Origin of the sequence: Marinobacter sp. SS8-8 (genome assembly GCF_030540945.1) — a bacterium.
GTDB lineage: Bacteria > Pseudomonadota > Gammaproteobacteria > Pseudomonadales > Oleiphilaceae > Marinobacter.
This window is the reverse complement of the sequence record NZ_JASSVN010000006.1, coordinates 91,848-116,045: the sequence shown is the minus strand read 5'-3', so window position 1 is coordinate 116,045 and position 24,198 is coordinate 91,848. Positions and strand designations below refer to the sequence as shown.

General features: G+C 58.4%; 16 protein-coding genes. 2 read left to right on the top strand and 14 right to left on the bottom strand.

What is annotated here, in order from left to right:
- Positions 1 to 28: 28 nt before the first annotated feature.
- The gene (locus QPL96_RS08355; protein WP_303286935.1) at positions 29 to 658 is read left to right on the top strand and encodes an HPP family protein; all 630 of its coding nucleotides are present in this window, start codon (positions 29 to 31) and stop codon (positions 656 to 658) included.
- An 11-nt stretch (positions 659 to 669) separates the two neighbouring features.
- Here the strand turns inward: QPL96_RS08355 and QPL96_RS08350 are convergent, their stop codons facing one another.
- The 5 genes from QPL96_RS08350 to QPL96_RS08330 form a co-directional block, all read right to left on the bottom strand.
- Positions 670 to 3,420: a hypothetical protein gene (locus QPL96_RS08350; RefSeq protein ID WP_303286934.1), complete on the bottom strand. Its 2,751-nt coding sequence runs from the start codon at positions 3,418 to 3,420 to the stop codon at positions 670 to 672.
- A 136-nt stretch (positions 3,421 to 3,556) separates the two neighbouring features.
- Positions 3,557 to 5,593, bottom strand: a complete 2,037-nt coding sequence (gene ligA / locus QPL96_RS08345) for an NAD-dependent DNA ligase LigA (RefSeq protein WP_303286933.1) — start codon at positions 5,591 to 5,593, stop codon at positions 3,557 to 3,559.
- A 73-nt stretch (positions 5,594 to 5,666) separates the two neighbouring features.
- Positions 5,667 to 6,764 (bottom strand): cell division protein ZipA, encoded by a 1,098-nt coding sequence (gene zipA, locus QPL96_RS08340; protein ID WP_303286932.1) that lies wholly within the window; start codon positions 6,762 to 6,764, stop codon positions 5,667 to 5,669.
- Between the two features lie 126 nt (positions 6,765 to 6,890).
- Positions 6,891 to 10,385, bottom strand: a complete 3,495-nt coding sequence (gene smc, locus QPL96_RS08335; protein ID WP_303286931.1) for a chromosome segregation protein SMC — start codon at positions 10,383 to 10,385, stop codon at positions 6,891 to 6,893.
- A gap of 1 nt (position 10,386) precedes the next feature.
- Positions 10,387 to 11,070: a GntR family transcriptional regulator gene (locus QPL96_RS08330; protein ID WP_303286930.1), complete on the bottom strand. Its 684-nt coding sequence runs from the start codon at positions 11,068 to 11,070 to the stop codon at positions 10,387 to 10,389.
- 291 nt (positions 11,071 to 11,361) lie between these two features.
- Between QPL96_RS08330 and QPL96_RS08325 the strand changes: the two genes are divergently transcribed.
- Entirely contained in the window at positions 11,362 to 12,294 is a 933-nt protein-coding gene (locus QPL96_RS08325) for a GGDEF domain-containing protein (RefSeq protein WP_303286929.1), read from the top strand.
- Positions 12,295 to 12,297: 3 nt separating this feature from the next.
- Here QPL96_RS08325 and rluB read toward each other — a convergent pair whose 3' ends face one another.
- The 9 genes from rluB to QPL96_RS08280 form a co-directional block, all read right to left on the bottom strand.
- Complete coding sequence (gene rluB, locus QPL96_RS08320; protein WP_303286928.1) at positions 12,298 to 13,302, bottom strand: 23S rRNA pseudouridine(2605) synthase RluB; 1,005 nt, start codon at positions 13,300 to 13,302, stop codon at positions 12,298 to 12,300.
- A 39-nt stretch (positions 13,303 to 13,341) separates the two neighbouring features.
- Positions 13,342 to 13,980 carry an SMC-Scp complex subunit ScpB gene (gene scpB, locus QPL96_RS08315; protein ID WP_303286927.1) on the bottom strand — a complete coding sequence of 213 codons (639 nt, stop codon included), beginning with the start codon at positions 13,978 to 13,980 and terminating at the stop codon, positions 13,342 to 13,344.
- 43 nt (positions 13,981 to 14,023) lie between these two features.
- Positions 14,024 to 14,857 carry a ScpA family protein gene (locus QPL96_RS08310; protein ID WP_303286926.1) on the bottom strand — a complete coding sequence of 278 codons (834 nt, stop codon included), beginning with the start codon at positions 14,855 to 14,857 and terminating at the stop codon, positions 14,024 to 14,026.
- A gap of 60 nt (positions 14,858 to 14,917) precedes the next feature.
- Complete coding sequence (locus QPL96_RS08305; protein ID WP_303286925.1) at positions 14,918 to 16,132, bottom strand: tryptophan--tRNA ligase; 1,215 nt, start codon at positions 16,130 to 16,132, stop codon at positions 14,918 to 14,920.
- Positions 16,133 to 16,256: 124 nt separating this feature from the next.
- On the bottom strand, positions 16,257 to 17,129 hold the full coding sequence (gene sucD / locus QPL96_RS08300; RefSeq protein WP_303286924.1) for a succinate--CoA ligase subunit alpha: 873 nt from the start codon (positions 17,127 to 17,129) through the stop codon (positions 16,257 to 16,259).
- Positions 17,129 to 18,295 carry an ADP-forming succinate--CoA ligase subunit beta gene (gene sucC / locus QPL96_RS08295; protein ID WP_303286923.1) on the bottom strand — a complete coding sequence of 389 codons (1,167 nt, stop codon included), beginning with the start codon at positions 18,293 to 18,295 and terminating at the stop codon, positions 17,129 to 17,131. The genes sucD and sucC overlap by 1 nt, the downstream gene beginning before the upstream one ends.
- Before the next feature lie 36 nt (positions 18,296 to 18,331).
- Positions 18,332 to 19,774 carry a dihydrolipoyl dehydrogenase gene (lpdA, locus tag QPL96_RS08290; RefSeq protein WP_303286922.1) on the bottom strand — a complete coding sequence of 481 codons (1,443 nt, stop codon included), beginning with the start codon at positions 19,772 to 19,774 and terminating at the stop codon, positions 18,332 to 18,334.
- Between the two features lie 35 nt (positions 19,775 to 19,809).
- Entirely contained in the window at positions 19,810 to 21,051 is a 1,242-nt protein-coding gene (gene odhB / locus QPL96_RS08285) for a 2-oxoglutarate dehydrogenase complex dihydrolipoyllysine-residue succinyltransferase (protein ID WP_303286921.1), read from the bottom strand.
- Positions 21,052 to 21,076: 25 nt separating this feature from the next.
- A complete protein-coding gene (locus QPL96_RS08280; RefSeq protein ID WP_303286920.1) occupies positions 21,077 to 23,914 on the bottom strand; it encodes a 2-oxoglutarate dehydrogenase E1 component in 2,838 nt (945 codons plus the stop codon).
- Positions 23,915 to 24,198 lie beyond the last annotated feature (284 nt).

Sequence of the window (24,198 nt, the reverse complement as noted above, 5' to 3'; positions counted from 1 at the left end):
ATGGCAAGGCGTTGTCAGGGAGAACCACATGTCCATTTTTGTCAGCGAACCCGGCCGGCCGGTCGGAACCCGTCTACCGGAAGCATTCCGGGCCCGGCGCGTGGATGATGTCACCGAGCTGACAGAAACCAGGGCCATTAATCCAGGCCGAAGTGAGGCAACGGATTCGGAGTTACAGCGCGCCGCCAATGCAGGCCGGCACCGGGCCCTTGAGGAATATGGCGCTGCCGCCGGAGAACAGCGGGAAGAGCGCCCTTACCTTCCGGTCTCGAGGATTTCTTCTCCAACGCTCTATTCGGTGCCCGCTACTGCAACCGTTTCCGAGGCGTTATCGGTGATGGATGAGCACCAGGTCAACCACCTGGTGATTACGTCGGGAGACAACGTTGCCGGCCTTGTGGATCTTCGCTGGCTGCTTGGCTGGCTCTACGAGCGGGAAGCCAGCGCCATGAGCGAGAGCCTGGTGCATATCGAACTTCCTGCGTTCCTCACCGCGTCACCGGAGACCGACGCCCATCAGCTTGCGAGACTGATGCTCGCCCACCAACTGAATGCAGCCCTGGTCGTCAACGCCAAGGGCGCAGCCGCCGGTATCGTCACCAGCACCGACTACCTTCGCCTGTACGCCAACGCCGGCCGGCACGAGGGAATCGTCTAGCTCCCGCCCGGCTAGTTCAGCGGTGTCAGGAGTTCGCCTTCAGGGCTGAACAACAACACGAGCCAGTCGTTCCCCACCCGGGCCAGGGCAACCACCTCATCGTCCCGGAAATTTTCAAGGTCGAGAATTTCCGAGTTGTCCTCATCAAGCTGGTAACGCCAGTTATTCCTGAAGGTCGTGTCTTCGGTGTCACTATCTGCCTCCCGAACCAGCGATACCCGGGCCAAAATGCCCTGAGTGGTGCCGGAAACAACGCCACCATTGGCAAAATCGCCATCGGTGTAACCGGCAACGACCATGTCGCCATCAAACCCGCTAAGTCCCGAGAGCTGCACGTTCGCCTGATCATTCTCATCATTGAGGGAAAACGCCCTGCCCGGGTTACCGGCGGAGGAGTAACCAAGCAGGAAACCGGCCGTGCTGGACAGTGGAGCCCTTTCAAGAGCGGGATCCTCGTCTTCCCGTTCCAGAACCGAGTAAAGACCATCACTGCTACCGATCATCCACAGGGCGCCGGCAAAAAACAGCCCACCGGAAACGACCTCGTCGCCTTCGGTGCCAACCTGGTACACATTGAGTTCAGCGTCCGCACCGGAGATATTGTAGAAGAAGGCATCAACACCTCCGATAACCGGAGTTCCTTTCACCGATCCGGCAGCGGAGCCGAACAGCAGCGGCATCACTGAATCGGCACTACCCCCGGCAACCGTGTCGTCGGCTGCGGATCCGGCCTGCCGGGTCCAGGCCACGGCAGGAAGCTGGCTGTTGCCGTCAAGCTCGGTGTCGATCCGCTGGAGGAAACTGTCACGGCCACCCGATCCCTGCTGGCCATCAAAAACGCCATTGGTTTCGCCCGCCAGCAGCACATAACCGGTGTCCCTGCTGATTCCGGCCCACCGGATTTGATCTTCTGCAGCGGTGCCTGTGCGGATGCGCCAGGACGATACATACTCGCCACCGTTGCTGGCAACATCAAACCCGTAAAGAGATGTCACGATGTCCTCTGCCCCGAGCGCGCTTGTCCCTGCAACCGGCTGGTCGGTACTGTAGGAAACAACAAATTCGAAACGGTCGACTTTGATGTTGCCCTGGGTAACCTTACGCTGAACGACGTCAATCACCGGATTCGGTGTTACCAGGCTGTCGACGGCGGCAGACACCGCCACCTGCTGCAGCAGGCTGCCCCGCTGGTCAAAAATCCTTACCTGCACCCGGTCATTGTCCTGGTCATCATAGCCGGAAACAAACACTCGGCCGTCGTGCCCCACGGCCATATCCGTGGCCACAAACCCGCCAGCCCCATTCAGGACGAGCGGTGTTGTCAGTTCGTTGAGACTGACCCGGATCAGGTTGTCGCTTTCACCCCGGGCATAATCCTCCCTGCCGGCCTGAAAGTCCTGGTTGACTCCCAGCAGTATGAACCGGTCACTGAACGCGGAGTTTGTATAGCCGGCTGCGGGAACGCGGATCCGGAACGGCACTTCGTCCGTCCCTTTCGGAAACACCAGTTCATCGTTTTCAACCCAGTTACCGTCTTCCTGACGCTCAATCACAAATTCAGTACCAAGCCTGGCTGTCGAGCCCGCGGTATGGGTCAGTCTGGCGAAAATATCCCGGTCGGGCTTATCCGCGAGTCTGGCCAGGTACTCCCGCACATCGCCAACATTCAGGGTATCCCGGGAGCCACCTTGGACAGTCTCAATCGAAAGAACCGGCTCATTGTCCTGAATTGACAGATTGGAAACCACGCCTCCGTTGCCACTGCCCAGGCCCGCCAGACCAGAGCGCACCTCGGTCAATGCCAGCCTGAGTGACTCTGCAGGTTCGGGAAAGCTGTCGTCAACAACCTCCAGGGGAAGATAACACTCGGTAATGCCGGGCTCGAGCGTGATGACGCCACGGGTATAGAAACCCTCTTCATCCAGTTCATAGTCGATGTAGCTAAGCTCATTTTCTCCGGACTCGTCCCGCGGCATGGGGCTGTTGCTTCCAAGCCCGACAATATCCTTGCCCGGAGTGGCATCGCCCACATTGGAATTACTCTGCTCGCAATTCTGGTGCGGTGGCGAAAAGCCGGCATCGCAACTGGTCGCGTCGTAATCCGACTGTAACTCAAAGGCAACTGCAACCCGGGTCACGGAAGGTTGGTCCAGATTCACCTTCACGAAGACCCTGCGTGTTGGCAGAGTCAGCTCGCGGGTGCCGGACACAGAACCATCATCGTTATACAGGTTGACCGTAAAACTGTGTTCGCCCTCTGCTTCCAGGTCCGGCAAGGCACACTGTTCCCGGTTGCTTCCCGGGATTTCGGGGCTTTCACCTTCGGCAAAGGGCTCAGATTCCAGGGACATCACGTTGTACTTAACATCAACCTCAAAGGGCTGAACGCCTGACATCTGCCCGTCTGTTGTCACCAGATTGATGCCTTCGGTCTTGCCAAGATCCGCCTCACCCCGGTTGCCCCCCGTTAAACCCGGAACGCCCCGCAGGATAATACCCTGCCGGGCCTTGTTGCTGATGTCTTCCAGGGCCAGCCAGGAAGGCGCGTTGGTCAGGGAGTAATCAAGTATACCCTCTCCCCCGTAGGCGCCAAAGTTGTAGGAATACTCCACGCCCAGATAGGCAGACACCGGGGGGACACCCAGAATCGTGGGTTGATCGGCGTCTTTCTCGGTTTTACAGGCGGAGAGCCCCAAAAAAAACAGGCCAAGGATGGCCATGCGAGAGACAGGGTGACTGCGGGAGTAATAATCGGCGCCCATGAAAAAATCCGTTTAAACTGTTGTTGTTATGGCTGCGACGCCCGATGTCACACCGGGCGATTTACACACCGTTACAGAACAGCACCATGGTAGCCAATTTGATCTGCAGGGGATCTGCGCGAGTTCTCAGATTCAGTCAGCCCGGCTCCAGGCCATGTTCTTTCAACAACGCCCGCAAACCCGCTTCATCCAGAACCGGCACGTCCAGTTGCTCGGCCCTGGCCAGTTTGGAGCCGGCGGCTTCACCGGCCACAACACAAGCCGTTTTCCTGGATACGCTCCCGGCCACCCTGGCGCCAAGGGACTCCAGTTTTTCCCTGGCCTCATCCCGGGTCATTTCCGAGAGCGTTCCCGTCAGCACCCAGGTCTGGCCCTTGAGGGGCTGACCGCCCTGCTGTATCGGTTCTTCCTGCCAGCTCACGCCCGCTTCCCGGAGCGCATCCAGGGTTTCCCGGTTGTGGGTCTGTTCAAAGAAACTCCGGATATGCCCCGCCACAATGGGACCGACATCCGGGACCGTTTGCAGGGTTTCCTCGTCTGCGGCGGCAATGGCTTCCAGGGTTCCAAAATGGGAAGCCAGGGCTTTTGCCGTGGCCTCTCCGACCTCCCGGATTCCGAGCGCATAGAGGAACCGCCAGAGTACAGGGTTTCTGGCGCGGTCGATGGCATCCACCAGATTCGAGGCAGATTTCTCACCCATCCGTTCCAGGCGCATCAGATCGTCGGCACTCAGGTGATACAGGTCCGCAACGGTCTCAATCATGCCCCGATCAACCAGGACATCGATCCACTTGTCCCCCAGCCCTTCGATATCGAGGGCCTTACGGGAGGCGTAGTGCCGGATCGCTTCTTTGCGCTGGGCCGGGCAGAACAGGCCACCGGAGCAACGGGCCACGGCCTCCCCTTCAATCTGGATAACATCGGAACCACAAACCGGGCAGGTTGCCGGTAGCTCAACCTGCCGGGCCTTTACCGGCCTCTTTTCCGTAACGACCTTAACCACTTGAGGAATCACATCGCCCGCCCTGCGGATAAACACAGTGTCGCCAATGCGAACGTCGAGGCGGCGGATCTCGTCCATGTTATGCAGGGTGGCATTACTCACTGTTACTCCGCCTACAAATACCGGCTTCAGCCGCGCCACAGGGGTTACCGCGCCGGTCCGGCCAACCTGGAATTCAACGTCCTCAATGACGGTCAGCTCTTCCTGGGCCGGGAATTTTCGGGCGATGGCCCAGCGCGGCGCCCGGGACACAAATCCCAGCGCTTTCTGCTGATCCAGGCGGTTGACCTTGAACACAATGCCATCAATTTCGTAGGGCAAGGTGTCGCGCTTTGCCAACAGTTCGTTATAGGCCTCAAGACACTCGTCCACACCCCGCGCCCTGCGCATCTCCGGGTTGATCCGGAACCCCCAGCTGCGGACCCGCTGAAGACCCTCCCACTGGGTCTCCGGAAGCAGGCTTTCATCCGTAACTGCCACGCTGTAGGCGCACATGTCCAGAGGACGCCTGGCGGTGACCGTGGATTTTTTCTGTCTCAGGCTGCCAGCCGCCGCATTCCGGGGATTTACAAAGGTTTTCTCGCCGCGGTCGGCAAGCCGGCGATTGAGCTGCTCGAAGCCGTCCCTGGGCATGTAGACTTCGCCCCGCACCTCGACAAGCTCCGGCACATCGTCACCTCGCAGTTTGAGGGGAACCGACGGAATGGTCCGGATGTTGGCGGTGATATCTTCACCGGAATAGCCGTCGCCACGGGTTGCGGCGGTTGTCAACGAGCCATTTTCGTAGTGCAGGCTGACTGCCAGCCCGTCCAGCTTGGGCTCACAGACGTATTCCACCTCCTCGCTGAGGCCCAGCCGATCCCGCACGCGCCGGTCAAAATCCCGGAGCTCGTCGTCACTGAATGCATTGTCCAGAGACAGCATGGGCAACCGGTGAACCACTTCGCCGAAACGGGTTTCCGCGGCACTGCCAACCCGGCAGGTTGGTGAATTGTCCGAGGCAAGCTCCGGATAGTCCGATTCCAGCCGCTGCAATTCCCGGAACAGACGGTCGTACTCGGCATCCGGAATACGGGGATCGTCGAGGACATAGTAATAGTAATTATGGTCGTCGATAACCGAACGGAGTTCTTCAACACGCTGGATGGTCTCGGGCGTGGCTTTGCTCATGGACTGCTACTCTCGTCTGTCAAAAAAATGCCCGGATCAAACCGGGCATTACTCAGTCTTGTTTCGCCTGGCCTCAGGTCCGCTGGGAGCGCTGTTTGCGCTCAAACTCCCGGATCCGTTGGCGGCAGTGCTCTATGGTTTGGGGGGTCATGACACTCCGGCGCTCATCCTTCAGTTCCCCACCCAGGTTCCGAACCACGCATTGGGCGGTCTCAAGCATGAAACCAAAGGCCTGTAACGCGTTGGAGGGCCCCGGCATACTCATGAAGAAACTGATGCCCGGAGTCGCCAGTGCCGGCATGTCCCGAGATTTGAACGTGCCGGGCTCCACGGCATTGGCGACACTGAACTGGACCGGACTGGTGGTATCCGACCGCTCATGGCGGTGGTAAATATCCATGTCGCCATACTCAAGACCGCAGGCTTCAAACAGCTTTTTCAGAGCCGGCCCCTTGAACTCTTCGCCGTTACGGGCAAGCACATTGATAACCACCACTTCCCGGGCCTCCGGGCGATTGGCTCCCGCCAAAGGCTGGCCACTGTCGGGGCGGGAAGGTTCGCGCCTGGCCGTATCTTCTTCCACTTCCGTGGTGACGGTCGGCGGCACCGCCCCAGCGTCGTCAGGTCCGGCTTCGGGCTCACCTGCGGCGGTGTCCGGTTCGGAAAGCTGTTCTGACCGGATTACCCGTGGCTCTCCGATGATTTCATCCTCCGGCTCAATCTCATCCTCCGTGGCACCCCAGCCGGAATCCGGCTCCATCCCGGCGGGCTCGCAGTCGATGGGCTCGTGGCTGGACAGGCCATAGCCCGGATCGGTGTCGGACAAATCGTGTCCGGGGTCAGGGGCAGCGGCCTGTTCCGGAGATTTGTTACTGGCAGCGGTGACGGGGCGGGTCGGTTTGGGCCTGGGCGAACCGAACCGGCTCGATTTCTCACGTTTGACGTAGCCACGTTCTTCAAGAGTATCCCGGGAGATGGTCCGTGCGCCGCCGTTTGGCAACTCGGGATTGAATTCGTCATCCAGTGGCGAGTCCCTGAGCTCATCTGCGCCCATCCCCGATGAAATCGCCATGGATTCCTTTCGGGCACGCCGCATACGGCGGACTCCGTCAATAACAATGCCGATGATAACCAGGGTACCGATGGCAATTAACCATTCCCTAAGTGACATAGTGCTGCTGTCCTGTTTGCAAATCCCGTAACCTTGTTACTCTAAGAAAAGCCCGTAATGAATACAACGCACACCCGGGCCAGATGGCCGTTTTGTCATGCTTGCCGGCTTTGTAGCCAGTCGGCCTCAGGCCTCCGCCAGCGCTGCGGCCTCGTCCACATCCACCGATACCAGCCGCGAACAGCCCGGCTCATGCATGGTCACACCCATGAGTTGGTCGGCCATTTCCATGGCAATCTTATTGTGGGTAATGTAGATGAACTGGACCTGTTTCGACATCTCTTTAACCATATTGGCATAGCGGCCAACGTTGGCATCATCCAGCGGAGCGTCCACTTCATCCAGCATACAGAAAGGGGCCGGGTTAAGCTGGAAAATGGAGAACACCAGGGCGATGGCCGTCAGCGCCTTTTCGCCGCCGGATAACAGATGGATGGTGCTGTTCTTCTTGCCCGGAGGGCGCGCCATAATCGCCACGCCGGTCTCCAGCAGATCCTCGCCGGTGAGCTCGAGATAGGCGTTACCGCCACCGAAGACCTTCGGAAACAGAGCCTGGAGCCCGCCATTGACCTGATCAAAGGTTTCCTTGAAGCGTTGCCGGGTCTCCCGGTCAATCTTGCGGATGGCGGTATCCAGCGTTTCCAGCGCTTCCATCAGGTCTTCGTGCTGGGAATCCAGGTAGCTTTTCCGTTCGCTCTGGACCTGGTACTCCTCGATGGCCGCGAGGTTGATGGCACCAAGGCGCTGTATCCGGTTACCGATCCGTTCGAGCTCCTCCGCCCAGTCTTCCTCGCTGGCTCCCTCCGGCAACTGCGGCAGGATATCCTGCAGCTTAACATCCAGCTCCCTGAGCTGGTCGATGTGATTGCCGGAACGGATTTCGAGGGCCTGGGATTCCATTTTCAGCTTCTCCAGCCGGGACCGGACATCCTGGATTCGGTGATCGGTGCCGCTTCGGCCCTGCTCCTTTTCCCGCACTTCCCTGTCGATCTCCTCAAGCGCGTCGCGGGCCGCGCCGAGCTTTTCTTCCTCTGCCAGACGCCGGTCCAGCAGGCCTTCGAGCTGCATCTGCAGATCTTCGATCGGCTCCTCGGCACTCTCCCGGGATTCCCGCAGAATCTCCAGGCGCTCATCAATGCGCTCCTTCTGCATCTGCATCCGGTCGATGGTCTGCCGCAGGCCTTCGCGCTGGCTGTGCAGTGACTGCAACTGGAGTTGCAACTGGTGGGCATGATCCCTGTCGTGCCGGGCTTCCTGACGAAGCCGGTCAAGGTTCTCGCGGAGGCTGTCCCGCTGCTCCAGCAGGCGCTCTTTTTCTTCGTCGCTGTCTTCGGTGGCGGCCAGGGCCTGCTGCCACTCCTCACGGGCCGCCTGCAGGCTCTCCTGCTGGCCTTCAAGATTCCCCGCAACATCCGAGATATCTTCCCGGATTCGCTGCAGCCGGGCGTCAATCTGTTCGGCGCGGGCGCGCAGCCCACTGACCCGTGAGGACAGGGCACCCAGTTCCCGGTCGGCCTCGCTCAGACGGGCCTGGGCTTCGTCCCGTGCCGATTCGGACCGCTCGGCACGCTCCTGGAGGCTGTCCATGTGCTTACAGGCGGATTCCAGGGTTTCCTCGGCCTCCGCCAGTCGCGAGGTCAGTTCCGTGACTTTCTTCTGCCTTTCGATAACACCGACCTGGCCGGCGTCTGAATCCGGCATCAGCACCCAGTCCCTGGCAACCCAGACGCCTCCCGGAGTAATCAGGCTCTGCCCATCCTGCAGCCCGGATCGCATGCCCATGGCATCGGAGAGAGTCTCTATCGCATCAATACCCCGCAGCAAAGCAGCAACGGCCGGAACACCGGACACTTTTGCCGCCAGCCCACCGGTCATATTGCCGCCAGGCACTCTGGAATCAACCAGAGCCAGGCCCTTGGGCGCGTCTTTCATGGCCGGTGAGAGCTGATCGATGCCCGGCAGGCACAAGCCCTGGGTAAACCGCCCGATCACCTGCTCAACCGCAAACTCCCAGCCATCATCAATCTGCAACTGGCTGGCAACACGGGGCATATCGCTCAACGAATTCTCCGACAGCCAGGTTTGCAGGACATCGTCCTGGGACCCCATCTGCTCATCCAGCAGCGCCTGCTGCGATTCCAGTGACGCCCGCAGGCTCTGAACCCGCTGGCGCTCTTCAGACACGGATTGCTCGGCATCACGCTGGCTCTGGCGGGCTTCATAGAGCTCATTCTGAATTCCGGCGATCCGTTCGGCAGCCTCTTCCCGTTGCAGTTCCAGGGTTCCTTGCTGTTCCAGCAATTCTTCCAGCTCAGCCCGGTCCATCTGGCCTTCCAGCACTTCCTGTTCGTCCTGGAGTTTGCGCTGGCGATTCAGCAATTGCTCGATGGCATCCTCGAGGGAACGGATCCGGGACTGGGCCAGTTCGGCCTGGCGGCGAGCGTCCGAGGAGCGGGCGCTGAAATCTTCCCATTTGTGCTGCCAGTCGCCCATGGCATCCTCGGCCTGCTGCAATTTCCCACCGGATTCCTCGGAACGTATGGTGAGCGCCTCCTGTTCAGGCTCCACCATGTCCAGCTCTTCCTGGATACCGGCCAGCTTATCCTGGTCCTGTTCCAGTTCCCGGGCCAGTTCGCGCTGGTTCGCCAGGGCCTGATCAAGCTCCGCGGCCATCTGGCGGCTGCGCTCCCTTTGGTGCTCGAGACTTTGTTCAATACGGGCGATATCGGCGCCAGCCTCATAATAACGGGCCTGGGCGCGATTGAAGTGTTCAGTGCGATCCTGGTGGCTGTCTCGCAGGGATTCCAGCGACGTTTCCAGGCTGACCCGCTCGGTCAGATACTTCTCCAGCTCCAGTTCGGTGTTGCGGATTTTACCCCGCCAGGTCTGGAGGTCGTTGTCCAGGGATTGCCAGCGGAGAACCGTCAGCTCGGCCTTTTTCTGGCGCTCTTCCTGCTTGTAGGCCTTGTACTTTTCCGCTGCAGCGGCCTGGCGTTCAAGATGCTGGAGTTGGCGTCCAAGTTCTTCACGCAGATCCGTCAGGCGCTCCAGATTCTCCTGGGTCCTGCGGATCCGGTTTTCCGTTTCCCGGCGACGCTCCTTGTACTTGGAGATGCCGGCGGCTTCCTCAATGTAGATCCGGAGCTCTTCGGGCTTTGCCTCAATCAGCCGGGAAATCATGCCTTGCTCAATGATGGCGTAACTGCGGGGCCCGAGACCGGTACCGAGGAACAGGTCAGTGATGTCCCGGCGCCGACACCTGGAACCGTTCAGAAAATATTCGGACTGACCTTCACGGGACACCCGGCGGCGAACTGAAATTTCGTTGAACCGGACAAATTCACCGGGGGCGGAGCCGTCGCTGTTATCAAACACCAGTTCGATCGACGCCTGACCCACCGGTTTCCGGGCGCTTGAACCATTGAAGATCACGTCGGTCATTGACTCGCCACGAAGGTATTTCGCGGAACTCTCGCCCATCACCCAACGGACCGCGTCAATAATGTTGGATTTACCGCACCCGTTAGGCCCGACAACGGCGGTCATATTCGATGGAAACGGCACTGTCGTCGGATCGACAAACGATTTGAAGCCGGACAGTTTGATGGACCTCAGACGCATATCAGACGCTCTCCTCCTGCCGGAGAATCGTCAACACCTGCTGCCGCTGGTGTTCCCCGAAAGCCTCGATAACTGCCAGCAGGCGCTCGGCATCGTCGCTCACTGCTGCGTCTGCCAGTTGCCGGAAGAAGGTCGCCGTTTCCCCGATTTCATCCCGGAAATGCTCAAGTGCCACGAAATAGGTGCGACTGACAGCGGGGCGGAAATTCTCGAGGGTTTCCTCAAGAAACGGGTTCTCAACCAGACCATAGGCATAGCGCAGCACGCCGAAGCCGGCGTCAATCACCTGCTCGGCCGCGTCTGCTCTGGTGGTATTCAGGGCGTCAATTACCGCCTGCAGTTCACGCACCTGCCCCATTACCCCGCCAAGCTCCTTACCGGACCAGCGCTCCAGGACCTTGCGCCCGAGCATACACAACAAATCAATGTAGATATCATACAGGCTGTTAACGCTTTCGGGAGTCAGGCTTGAGACCACCGCTCCCCGGCGGGGAAAGATCTCTATCAGGTGGCGTCTTTCGAGAATGAGCAACGCCTCGCGGACCGAACCACGACTGACGTTCAGGTCCCCCGCCACTTTCAGTTCCTGAATGCGTTCTCCGGGTTTGAGATCTCGCGTGATAATCCGCTGCCCAAGGTGCTGGGCAATTTGTTCGGATAGACTTTCCGGGGCCTGAAACCTCATAAAGTTGGTCGCTCACTTCTGCAGACAGCTCAATTACAAGCGCAGGAGTTTACCACACGCACTATTGAGCCCCATCCCCTTCTCTGACATTTCGCTAAGGCGCTGAAGGATCGGCGGCAAAACGCTGCCGTTTTTTTGACGATCACATGCGCATCAGACCTCACTACCTGAATTCCATCCTTGAATACACTCATTACTAACTGTTTTTATTCGTTTTTAATCCTTCAGGAATGGTTTCTGCTAAAAATAAAAATTAGAACACTGTAAACTTCTGCGACAGAGTGAGCCGTAGTGAAAAACATACCATCAATCCACAAGTCCAGCTCCCATTCTCAGCCTCAGAAACTGGCTGCGCTGCGCCAGGCTCATCAGGATTGGACGAATGCCCCGGATGTCCTCACCAGGCTGACCCGTCGCCTCTCTACCACGCTTTCCCTGGAGCAGCAGCTTGCAATCCTGGGCGACGAGCTGGGCGCGATTGTGCCCTTCGACACGCTCAATTACCGTCACAGAATCGGAAACCAGGATTTCGTCTATGCCACCGGCATGGGCGGTCCTCACCGTTGCGAATACCGGTTGGGGCTTGAGGGAACGAATTACGGAACCCTGGTATTGCACCGCCGGCAGAGGTTCTCCGAACAGGAGCTTGAGGGTGTCGAGATGATTCTCAGTGCCGCCATCTGCCCGATTCGGAATGCCTGCCAGTACATTGCCATAGAACAGGCATCCCTGACTGACTCACTGACCGGCATCCCCAACAAGCGTGCAATGGACGACGCCTTGCATCGTGCCAGCCTGTTATCCGAACGGCATAGTGAGCCCTACTCACTCATCCTGTGCGATCTGGACCATTTCAAGGCCGTCAACGACACCCACGGGCATGTTGTCGGCGACCATCTTCTCCAGATTACTGCCGCTGAACTTGAAAAGGCCGTGCGAACCTCCGACAGCGTCTACCGGTTTGGCGGCGAGGAGTTTGCCATTCTCCTGCCCCACACGGCCGAGCAGAACGCCAAAGACGTGGCCGAACGGGTTCGCAAGGCCATTGCGGCGATTCGGATTGACGGAGGCGAAAAAGAAATCCGGGTAACAACCAGTTGCGGAGTGGCCACCTTCCTGCCCAAAGAATCGCCCCTGGAGTGGCTGGCGCGGGCTGATGAGGCCCTTTACCGCGCCAAACACCAGGGCCGGAACTGCACCCGGGTGTTTGCCACCATTTCCTGAGGCTCAGCGACGGGGCGTTTTGCTCCGAGGCTGATCGGATTTTGAGGCTCGGCCGGCAGGTTTGGCTGGCCTGGTATCACTGACCGCCCATTTGTTGCCTGGCGTCTTCTTGCCGGATCGCCCCGGGCTCTTCCGGCGCGAGCGATCATGGGCCGCCTTCTCATCCGGTGTCTTCTGTGGGATATCAACGGTATCGAGCCCGACGCTGCGGCTGAGGGTATCCACGGCCCTCTGGTCGAGTTCCTCCCACTTGCCGACTGTCAGGCGACTGGGCAGGAAAACCGGTCCGTAGCGAACCCGCTTCAGTCGGCTGACCCGAACGCCCTGGGATTCCCAGAGACGACGAACTTCCCGGTTACGACCTTCCAGCAAGGTAACGTGGAACCAGCGATTCATGCCACTGCCACCCGCCGGCGAAAGGTCGCTGAACCTGGCCAGGCCATCTTCGAGCAAAACACCCTGAAGCAGGCGTTCAATCATGGCATCGTCCACTTCCCCGAAGATACGCACCGCGTATTCCCGGTCAACCTGGCTGGAGGGATGCATTAGCCGGTTAGCAAGCTCTCCGTCTGTGGTGAAAAGCACCAGGCCGGTGGTGTTGATGTCGAGCCGGCCGATAGAAATCCAGCGGTGCTCCTTCAGCCTTGGCAGGCGATCAAAGACCGTCGGCCTGCCCTCCGGATCCTTTCGGGTGGTAACTTCGCCTTCGGGCTTGTTATAGATCAGCACGCGACGAAGCACTTCCGAGGCGCCGGAAACCTCCAGGCGTTTGCCGTCAAGTTCAAAACGGTCTTGCACGGTGGCTTTCTGGCCCGGCGCAACGGCCAGGCCGTTTACCGTCAGGCGGCCGGCTGCCATCCAGCCTTCTATTTCCCGGCGTGAACCGATACCCGCCCTGGCAAGCAGCTTCTGGACGCGCTCGGGGCCATCATTGGTAACCTTGTCTTTTGCCTGTTTAGCTGGGTTTTTCGCCGCTCTGGCGGGTTTTTCGGGGCGTTCTGCCGCCATGAAATCAATCCTTAGTCTCTGACTGATACCCGGATGGCATCAGTGAAGTGTCTGACCTGGAGACTCGTCATCGTTCTCCGCGGCGGGCGACTCAAATTCGATCTCCGCCTGTATGTTCTTTTCGATTTCCCGGCCAATTTCTTCGAGATCCCGGACTTCAGACAGAGGCGGCATCTGATCCAGCCCCGTCAGGTTGAAATAGTCCAGAAACTGCCTGGTGGTCGCGTACATGGCCGGCCGTCCTGGAACATCGCGATGGCCGACAACGCGCACCCACTCTCGCTCAAGCAGGGTACGAATGATATTGCTGCTTACCGTAACACCCCGAATATCTTCAATTTCGCCCCGGGTAACCGGCTGCCGATAGGCGATCAGCGCGAGGGTTTCCAGCAATGCCCGGGAATAACGCTGGGGCTTGTCCTCGAACAGGCGGCCAACCCAGGGCGCATACGCCTGCCGGACCTGAAGACGGTAACCACTGGCCACCTTTTTCAGCTCGAACCCACGGCCTTCGCAGGCATTTTCCAGCAGCACCATGACGTGCTCCATAACCTGCCGGGCCGGCCGCTCCTGTTCAGAAAACAGCTCCCGCAACTGGTCAAGGGACAACGGCTTGCCGGCCGCCAGCAGGGCGGCTTCGGCAATCGCCTGGATTCTCAGCAGATGTTCTTCGTTCATGATGATTATCCGTGTTTCCGTGCTTCCGGCCTTGAACAGGTCGCTAACTGACCGCCCGCGCGCGCACATGAATCGGCCCCAGAACCTCGGCCTGCGCAACCTCAATCAATTGCTCTTTCACCAGCTCAAGCGTGGCCAGGAAGGTCACAACAACACCAAGGCGCCCCTCTTCCACGGTGAACAGGCTTTCAAACGTCGCGAAATGGTCACCCTGCAAGGCAGACAGAATGGCGGACATACGCTCGCGGGTCGACAGCCGCTCCCGTTCCACATGGTGGCTGGTAAACAGGTCCGCCCGCCTCAGCACACCCTGCAGGGCGAGCAGCATCTCCCGCAGATCAACATCCGGATGGGGCTGGCTTGAGGGCATGTCTGGCAAAGCCGCGGAGACAGCAAAGGTATCCCGCTCCAGGCGGGGCAAGGCGTCAATATCCTCGGCCGCCTGCTTGAACCGCTCATACTGCTGCAGCCGGCGAATCAGTTCGGCTCTCGGATCGACCTCCTCGTCATCGTCGCTCTCCCGACTGGGGAGAAGCATTCTGGACTTGATCTCTGCCAGGGTTGCTGCCATCACAAGGTATTCTGCCGCCAACTCGAAGCGCATGGCTTCCACGGCGCCGATGTAGTCCATGTACTGCCGGGTAATCTCGCTGACGTCGATATCCAGAATGTTCATGTTCTGGCGGCGGATGAGATAAAGCAGAAGATCCAGGGGGCCCTCAAAGGCCTCGAGGAAAACCGCCAGGGCATCCGGCGGAATATAGAGATCCTTGGGAAGATCCACCACCGGTTTGCCGGAAACCAGGGCAAGAGGTGACTGCTCGGGCACTGTTTCCTGGCTGCCCGGCGTTGCCTGATCAGTGGATTCTTCCGTCATAATCTCTCCCTCCGGACCGGGACTGCCTCAAGCAGCACCGAATCGCCGGCCTGTACGGATTCAGCGGTAATGAACCCCCATGGCCGCCCGGACTTCCTCAAGGGTATCCCGGGCGGCATCACGGGCGTGCTCACGTCCTTCCTGCAGAATCGAATGAACCAGATCCGGATTACCTTCATACTCCCGCGCGCGCTCATGAAGCGGGCGCTGCTCCTCAACAATTGCATCAATCAGTGGCTTCTTGCAGTCCAGGCAACCAATGCCCGCACTTCGACAGCCTTTCTGGACCCATTCCTGGGTGTCAGCGTCGGAATAGATCTTGTGCATACCCCAAACCGGGCATTTTTCGGGCTCGCCCGGATCGGTACGACGGACCCGCTGGGGGTCGGTCTGCATGGTGCGGATCTTCCGGGCAACACTGTCTGGCTCTTCGCGCAGGCCGATGTAGTTGTTGTAGGACTTGGACATTTTCTGGCCATCCAGCCCCGGCAACCTGGACTCGGGCGTCAGCAGTGGCTGGGGCTCTGGCAGAATCACCTTGCCACCACCCTCGATGTAGCCGTACAGGCGCTCGCGATCACCCAGGGAGATATTCTGCTGCTCCTTGAGCAGTGCCCGGGCGGTTTCCAGGGCTTCCATATCGCCCTCTTCCTGATAGCGCTTCTTGAGGGTGCGATACAGCTTGGCGTTTTTCTTGCCCATCTTCACGATGGCGCCCTCCGCCTGCTCCTCAAACCCCGGTTCCCGACCGTAGATATGGTTGAAGCGACGGGCAATTTCCCGGGTAATCTCGACATGGGACACCTGATCAGCACCCACCGGCACCTTGCCTGCCCGGTACACCAGGATATCGGCGCTTTGCAGCAGTGGATAACCCAGGAAACCGTAGGTCGCCAGATCCTTTTCCCGCAATTTTTCCTGCTGGTCCTTGAAGGTCGGGACGCGCTCCAGCCAGCCAAGAGGCGTGATCATGGACAACAGCAGATGCAATTCGGCATGCTCGGGCACCTGGGACTGGATAAATAGGGTGGAGGAGCCAGGGTTCACCCCTGCCGCAAGCCAGTCGATAACCATGTCCCAGACGCTCTGCTCGATTCCCGAGGGGTCGTCGTAGTTCGTGGTCAGCGCGTGCCAGTCCGCTACGAAAAAGAAGCATTCGAATTCGTGCTGGAGTTTCACCCAGTTTTTCAGCACACCGTGATAGTGGCCAAGGTGAAGCTTGCCGGTCGGACGCATGCCGGACAAAATCCTTTGCTGGGAATCTACAGAACTCAAAGCACGAACTCCTTGTTTGGTATCGGAACCGCCATCATAGTTCAGGCGACCCGGCATTATAAATAAAAACCCCCCGCTCTGCAGGGCAGAAACGGGGGGTTTACCGAAAGAAGGCCGGCTCAGCTTACCAGCCAGTGATTTCCTTCAGGGCCTGGCCGATCTCGGCCAGACTGCGGACGGTGCGCACACCGGCGTCTTCCAGGGCCGCAAACTTCTCGTCTGCCGTGCCCTTGCCACCGGAAATGATGGCGCCGGCGTGACCCATACGCTTGCCCGGAGGCGCAGTGACACCGGCGATGTAGGAAACCACCGGCTTGGTGACGTTCTGCTTGATATAGGCCGCGGCTTCCTCCTCGGCGGTACCACCGATCTCGCCGATCATCACAATGGCTTCGGTTTCAGGATCTTCCTGAAGCAGGGCCAGGATGTCGATGAAGTTGGAGCCGGGAATTGGGTCACCACCGATTCCGATACAGGTAGACTGGCCGTAACCGAAGTCCGTGGTCTGCTTGACCGCCTCGTAAGTCAGGGTGCCTGAACGGGACACGATACCCACCTTGCCCTTCTTGTGGATGTGGCCAGGCATGATGCCGATCTTGCACTCGTCCGGAGTGATCACACCCGGGCAGTTGGGACCGATCATGCGAACGCCCTTGCGATCCACGTATTCCTTGGCGTACAGCATATCGATGGTCGGGATACCTTCAGTAATACAAACGATCAGCTGAATGCCGGCATCCGCCGCTTCGATGATGGCATCTTTACAGAACGGCGCCGGAACGTAGATAACGGTGGCTTCGGCACCGGTTGCCTCAACGGCGTCACGCACGGTGTTGAAAACCGGCAGTCCCAGATGCTCGGTGCCGCCCTTGCCGGGGCTCACACCGCCAACCATCTTGGTGCCGTAGGCAATCGCCTGCTCTGAGTGAAAGGTGCCCTGTGCGCCGGTAAAGCCCTGACAGATAACCTTGGTGTCTTTGTTGATCAGGATGCTCATTATTTACCCCCTGCGGCTTTAACGACTTGTTCTGCCGCATTCGACAGACTGGTGGCGGCAATGATATTCAGGCCACTTTCGGCGAGTACCTTGATGCCTACTTCGGCGTTATTGCCTTCGAGGCGAACCACCACAGGAACCTTCACACCCACTTCCTTGACGGCACCGATAATGCCCTCTGCGATCATGTCGCAGCGAACGATACCACCGAAGATGTTGACCAGAACCGCCTGGACATTGTCGTCAGACAGGATGATCTTAAACGCCTCGGAAACGCGCTCCTTGGTCGCACCGCCCCCGACATCCAGGAAGTTGGCAGGCTGGCCACCGGACAATTTGATGATGTCCATGGTACCCATGGCGAGGCCAGCACCATTAACCATACAACCGATGTTGCCTTCCAGGGCCACGTAGTTGAGCTCCCACTTGGCGGCTTCCGCTTCCCGGGAGTCTTCCTGGGAGGGATCGTGCATCTCGTGGATCTTCTTCTGGCGGTACAGCGCGTTACCGTCAACACCAACCTTGGCGTCCAGGCAGTGCAGATCACCGGCCGGCGTGATCACCAGCGGGTTGATCTCGACCAGTGCCAGATCGCACTCTTCGAACAGCTTGGCCAGGCCAATGAAGATCCTGGTGAACTGTCCGATCTGCTTGCCTTCGAGACCCAGCTTGAACGCCAACTCGCGGCCTTGGTATGGCTGCGCGCCGACCAGCGGATCGATTTCCGCTTTCAGGATCTTCTCCGGGGTTTCCTCGGCAACCTTCTCGATCTCGACACCGCCTTCGGTGGAGGCCATGAACACGATACGACGGGTACCACGGTCGACTACTGCGCCCAGGTACAACTCCTGGTCGATGTCGGTGAGGGATTCAACCAGGATTTTGCTGACCGGCTGGCCGTTCTCGTCTGTCTGGTAGGTTACCAGTTTCTGGCCCAGCCACTTCTCGGCAAACTCACGGATCTCGTCTTTGCTCTTGACCAGCTTGACACCGCCAGCCTTACCACGGCCACCTGCGTGAACCTGAGCTTTGACCACCCATGCGTCACCGCCGATTTCACCGGCTGCGTCGACTGCTTCCTTTGGGGTATCACAGGCAATGCCTTTGGATACTGGCAGGCCATATTCAGCGAAAAGCTGCTTGCCCTGATATTCATGCAAATTCATAGTTAATGTCCCGAATTAAAAAATTCCTGGTTTGCGTTACTTCTTCTTGCGGCGATTGGCGATATGAATCGCGCCACCACCGACGGCCAGAGCTGCCTCGTGCACGGACTCCGACAGGGTCGGGTGCGCAAAACAGGTCAGGGCCAGGTCTTCGGCGCTGGAACCGAATTCCATGGCAATGACGCCCTGGGCAACGATTTCAGAGGCCTGGGGACCCACCACATGAAAACCGACAATGCGATCAGTTTTCGCGTCAGCGATGATCTTGACCAGGCCGGATGCCGAGTTTGCAGCCATGGCACGGCCATTGGCGGCGAACGGGAAGGTACCCACGCTGTATTCTTCACCCTCGGCCTTCAACTGTTCTTCGGTCTTGCCGACCCAGGCCACTTCCGGCGCGGTGTAGATCACGTTCGGGATGCAGTCGTAGTTAACCTGAGGCTTGTGCCCGGCAATACGCTCGGCAACCATAATGCCTTCTTCAGAGGCCTTGTGAGCCAGCATCGGGCCACGAACCACGTCACCGATAGCCCAGACACCCGGCGCTTCGGTTTTGCAGTTGTCATCCACAAAGATAAAGCCACGCTCGTCCATCTGGACACCGGCATCCTCAGACAGCAGGTTGTCGGTGTAAGGACGACGACCAACGGCAACAATCAGCTTATCGAACTTGGCTTCGTGCTTGCCCTTGGAGTCCTCATAGGTCACGTTAACCAGCTTGCGCTTGACTTCCGCGCCAGTCATTCGTGCTCCCATGCTAATATTCAGCCCCTGCTTCTGGAATTGCTTCAGAGCGTCCTTGGCAACCTGTTGGTCTACTGTCGGCAGGAAGGTGTCCTGGGCTTCCAGGACGGTTACTTCAGAGCCCAGACGGGCCCATACGCTGCCAAGTTCAAGACCAATAACGCCGGCGCCGATCACACCCAGGCGCTTGGGCACGTCGCTGAACTCCAGGGCGCCCTCGGAATCCACAATGTAATCACCATCGAACGGCGCGGGCGGAATCTGGATCGGCTTGGAGCCGGTCGCCAGAATGACATTATCCGCTTCGTAGGTCGTGGTCTTGCCGTCCTTGTCGGTGACTTCCACCTTGCGGTTTGCCAGCAATTTGCCGTGGCCGTGAATGGATGTCACACCGTTGGACTTGAACAGACCCGCGATCCCGCCCGTCAGTTGCTTAACGATGCCGCTCTTGCGCTCCATCATCTTGCCGATGTCCATTTTGACATCCTTGGCGATGATGCCCTGCATCTCGTAGTCGTGGGTGGTTTCCTCAAACTTATGAGAAATCTCAAGCAGCGCCTTGGAGGGAATGCAGCCAACATTCAGGCAGGTACCACCAAGCACCTGCGCCTTGCCGTCTGCAGCGGTCCAGGATTCCACACAGGCGGTCTTGAGACCGAGCTGCGCCGCTTTGATGGCGGCCACGTAGCCTCCGGGGCCTGCACCAATGACAATGACGTCGTACTTATCAGACATAGTTAATCCCGTTTTCCGATTCGTTAAGTGTCGGCTCAGACGTCCAGCAGAATACGTGCCGGGTCTTCAAGCATTTCCTTGATGGCAACAAGGAACTGAACTGCTTCCTTGCCATCGATCATACGGTGGTCGTAAGAAAGCGCCAGATACATCATTGGCTGAATTTCCACCTTCCCGTTTACTGCCATCGGACGCTCCTGAATCTTGTGCATACCCAGAATAGCGGTTTGCGGCGGATTCAGGATCGGCGTGGAAATCAGGGAACCAAAAATACCACCGTTAGTAATGGTAAAGGTTCCGCCAGTCATATCCTCGATGGCAAGCTTGCCCTCTTTGGCCTTGGTGCCGTACTCGACAATCTTTTTCTCGATGTCGGCCAGACCCATGGCGTCGGAATCGCGTAGTACCGGAACAACGAGACCACGATCAGTGGATACCGCCACACCAATATCCTGATAACCATGGTAAACCATGTCGTTACCGTCAATAGACGCGTTTACCGCAGGGAAGCGCTTCAGGGCTTCGGTCGCCGCCTTGGTAAAGAAAGACATGAAGCCCAGCTTGATACCGTGGCGTTTGACGAAGCTGTCCTGGTATTGCTTGCGCAGCTCCATGATCGGTGCCATGTTGACTTCGTTGAAGGTTGTCAGCATGGCAGCGCTCTGCTGCGCGTTAACCAGTCGCTTGGCGATACTGGCACGCAGGCGGGTCATCGGGACACGCTTCTCCGGCCGTTCGCCGGCGGGCACATTCACCTCTGGCATATCGGCAGCCGGCCTGGGCGCTGCCGCAGCGCTGGAAGACTTGGCACTTTCCACATGGCTCTGAACGTCTTCCTTGGTTACACGGCCATCTTTGCCGGTACCCTTGACCGCGGTCGGGTCAACGTTGTTTTCCTCGGCCAGCTTACGGGCCGCCGGGCTCAGGATGGCCTCGCCGGAAGCGGCATCGCTCTTGGCCTCTTCCTTCGGAGCCTCTTCCCTGCTCTCTTCTTTGTTGCTTTCCGCCTTGCTTTCCGCAGGCCTGGATTCGCCCGCTGCGCCTGCCTTGAACCTGCCGATAACTTCACCGCTTTCAACGGTATCGCCTTCGTTCTTGAGGATTTCCTCGATAACGCCATCAGCGGGCGCTACAACTTCAAGAACAACCTTATCGGTTTCGATATCGACAATCAGCTCGTCACGCGAACAGGCTTCACCCGGCTGCTTGTGCCAGGTCGCGACAGTACCCTCTGCGACCGACTCCGGGAAAACGGGGGCTTTAATCTCAGTTGACATTACAGATCCTTAGCTCGGTAGCTCGTCAAATTTCAAACGCGTCGTTAACCAGTTTCTTCTGCTCTTCAATGTGGACCGACATGTGGCCACAGGCAGGAGCAGCGGAAGCATCACGACCGGCATACTGAAGGTACAGCTTGGGGTTCTTGCGATGCAGGGCATTACGCATGTGATGCTGGCTGCAGTACCAGGCACCCTGGTTCATCGGCTCTTCCTGACACCAGACAACGTGCTTGAGCTTGCTGTAATGGCTCAGGAGTTCATCAAGATCATCACCCGGGAACGGATAGAGCTGCTCGATACGAACGATGGCGACGTCGTCGCGCTCGGCGGCTTTCTTCTTCTCCAGGAGATCGAAATACACCTTGCCGCTGCACATGATCAGGCGCGTCACCTTCTTCGGATCCGACGGCTCCTTCTCGGGAAGTACCGTCTGGAAGGTGCCGCTGGTCAGATCATCCAGATCAGACGTGGCTTCCTTGTGCCGCAACAGGCTCTTCGGCGTAATGGCTACCAATGGCTTGCGCAGCGGGCGCTTGACCTGACGACGAAGCATGTGGAATACCTGGGATGGCGTTGTCGGCACACATACCTGGATGTTGTGCTCGGCAGACAGTTGCAGGAAGCGCTCAAGACGCGCGGAACTGTGCTCTGGCCCCTGACCTTCGTAGCCGTGTGGCAGCAGCAGGGTCAGACCACAGAGGCGGCCCCACTTGTGCTCACCACTGGTCAGGAACTGGTCGATCACCACCTGGGCGCCGTTGGCAAAGTCACCGAATTGCGCCTCCCAGACCACAAGGCCGTCCGGCGCGGTGGTTGAATAACCGTACTCGAACGCCATGACGGCTTCTTCAGAGAGCAGTGAGTCGTAGAGCTCGAACTTCGGCTGGTCTTCGGACAGTTGTTCAAGTGCTATGTGCGTTGAGCCATCTTTCTGATTATGCAACACGGCATGACGATGGGAGAATGTACCCCGACCGACGTCCTGACCCGTAATACGAATCGGATGGCCCTCGTCCAGCAGCGTTGCATAAGCCATAACCTCGCCATAACCCCAGTTAATGGACAAGGCACCTGCCGTCATCTTCTCGCGATCTGAAACGATTTTGGAAACCTGGCGCTGGATACTGAACCCCTCCGGAACCGAGGTCAGCTTCTTACCGAGTTTCTGAATCGTCTTCAGGGCCACACTGGATTTGCATTTGGCGGTCCACTCATGACCAAGGTATGGCGTCCAGTCGACATAGAGCTCCTTGTTGGGCTCCTTGACCAGCGATTTGACCACGTGCTCGCCGTTATCCAGCGCATCACGGTAGTCGCTCTCCATCTGTCTGGCTTCGTCCTCGCTGATCACTCCGGCTTCCATCAACTGGTCAGCATAGAGGTTACGGGTCGTTTTCAGCTTGCGGATCTTCTCATACATGACCGGCTGGGTTGCTGCGGGCTCATCCGCTTCGTTATGACCGCGCCGGCGGTAGCACACCAGATCAATAACCACGTCGTTTTTGAACTCGTTGCGGTAATCCATGGCCATCTGGGTCACGAACATAACCGCTTCCGGATCGTCTGCATTCACGTGCAGGATCGGTGCCTGGATCATCTTGGCGACGTCGGTACAGTATTCCGTGGACCGCGCGTCCTCCTGCTTGCTGGTGGTGAAGCCGACCTGGTTGTTGATGACGATATGGATGGTGCCGCCAACACCGAAACCTCGGGTCTGGGACATCTGGAAAGTCTCCATCACCACGCCCTGACCGGCAAAGGCCGCATCGCCGTGCATGATGATCGGAACAACCTTGCTGCCTTCATTGTCATTGCGACGGGTCTGGCGGGCGCGAACAGAGCCTTCAACCACCGGGGACACAATCTCCAGGTGAGACGGGTTAAAAGCCATGGCAAGGTGAACCTCGCCGCCAGGGGTCATCACGTTGGATGAGAAACCCTGATGGTATTTCACGTCACCGGAACCGGAAGCAGCCAGCTTCTTGCCTTCGAACTCGTCGAACAGTTCTTTCGGGTTTTTGCCGAGGGTGTTCACCAGAACGTTCAGGCGGCCACGGTGGGCCATACCGAGAACAATCTCTTTGGCGCCGTAAGAGCCTGCACGCTGGATCAGTTCATCCAGGCAGGGAATCAGACTCTCGCCACCTTCAAGGCCAAAACGCTTGACGCCCGGATACCGGGAACCCAGGTATTTCTCCAGCCCTTCGGCGGCGGTCAGGCGCTCCAGGATGTGCTTGCGGGTCTTCGCCTCGTACTCCGGCCGTGAGCGAACCGGCTCCATACGCTGCTGAAACCAACGCTTGATACGGGTATCGACAACGTGCATGTATTCCGCGCCGATACTCTCGCAATAAGTCTGACGCAGCCCCTTAATGATATCTCCGAGCTTCATGGTCTCGGAGCCAAGATTCAGGGAACCGGTCTGGAATTCGAGGTCGTTATCGGAATCCGAAAGTTCGTGGAACAGCGGATCCAGATCTTCTACCTGAGGACGCTGCCATACGCCGAGCGGATCCAGCTTTGCTTCCTGATGGCCACGGAAACGGAAGGCGTTGATCAGCTGGAGAACACGAATCTGCTTTTTGTCTGCGTCGGACGTAGCACTGGCGGGAACACCGCCGCTGGCGAGAAAGCGCTGATTGCGCGAGATGTGCTCAAACTGCTCGCGGATGGAAGAGTGGGCAATGTCGCGACCCTGATAGCCATCGACACTGGGAAGCTTGTCAAAATAGCCTCGCCACTCTTCGGGAACGGCGTTGGGGTCTGTCAGGTAGGTTTCAAAAAGCTGTTCAACATAGGCGAGATTACCACCCTGCAGGTGGGAAGTCTGCCATAACTGCTCCATTATGCTTTCGTGCATCTTGAATAGCTCACCTTGGGCTGGTGCGGGGAGCCCGGTATGGTCGGCCAGGGGCAATTCTCAGTCAATACGGGTTTTTACGGGATCGACTTTGACCACCACACCCGACACGGATGTTTTCCGTTCCCCGGTGATTTTTATACTCAGCAAAGCGGGGTGAAAACTTTACAGGTTTCCGCCACGGCTTGCGTAGTGTGCACCCGGGTAAGACCTTTGACTATAAGCCTTTGGTTGAAGGCCCCGCGATTTGCGGGGCCTTCCGGGCACTAACCTTGTCAGAACAG

Excerpts from the sequence above, each read along its gene's own strand:
- zipA (WP_303286932.1), bottom strand. The coding sequence starts at position 6,764 with ATGTCACTTAGGGAATGGTTAATTGCCATCGGTACCCTGGTTATCATC.
- QPL96_RS08310 (WP_303286926.1), bottom strand. The coding sequence starts at position 14,857 with ATGACGGAAGAATCCACTGATCAGGCAACGCCGGGCAGCCAGGAAACA.
- ligA (WP_303286933.1), bottom strand. The coding sequence starts at position 5,593 with ATGAGCAAAGCCACGCCCGAGACCATCCAGCGTGTTGAAGAACTCCGT.
- sucD (WP_303286924.1), bottom strand. The coding sequence starts at position 17,129 with ATGAGCATCCTGATCAACAAAGACACCAAGGTTATCTGTCAGGGCTTT.
- sucC (WP_303286923.1), bottom strand. The coding sequence starts at position 18,295 with ATGAATTTGCATGAATATCAGGGCAAGCAGCTTTTCGCTGAATATGGC.
- QPL96_RS08355 (WP_303286935.1), top strand. The coding sequence starts at position 29 with ATGTCCATTTTTGTCAGCGAACCCGGCCGGCCGGTCGGAACCCGTCTA.
- QPL96_RS08350 (WP_303286934.1), bottom strand. The coding sequence starts at position 3,420 with ATGGGCGCCGATTATTACTCCCGCAGTCACCCTGTCTCTCGCATGGCC.
- rluB (WP_303286928.1), bottom strand. The coding sequence starts at position 13,302 with ATGGCGGCAGAACGCCCCGAAAAACCCGCCAGAGCGGCGAAAAACCCA.
- QPL96_RS08280 (WP_303286920.1), bottom strand. The coding sequence starts at position 23,914 with ATGCACGAAAGCATAATGGAGCAGTTATGGCAGACTTCCCACCTGCAG.
- odhB (WP_303286921.1), bottom strand. The coding sequence starts at position 21,051 with ATGTCAACTGAGATTAAAGCCCCCGTTTTCCCGGAGTCGGTCGCAGAG.
- lpdA (WP_303286922.1), bottom strand. The coding sequence starts at position 19,774 with ATGTCTGATAAGTACGACGTCATTGTCATTGGTGCAGGCCCCGGAGGC.
- scpB (WP_303286927.1), bottom strand. The coding sequence starts at position 13,980 with ATGAACGAAGAACATCTGCTGAGAATCCAGGCGATTGCCGAAGCCGCC.
- QPL96_RS08330 (WP_303286930.1), bottom strand. The coding sequence starts at position 11,070 with ATGAGGTTTCAGGCCCCGGAAAGTCTATCCGAACAAATTGCCCAGCAC.
- smc (WP_303286931.1), bottom strand. The coding sequence starts at position 10,385 with ATGCGTCTGAGGTCCATCAAACTGTCCGGCTTCAAATCGTTTGTCGAT.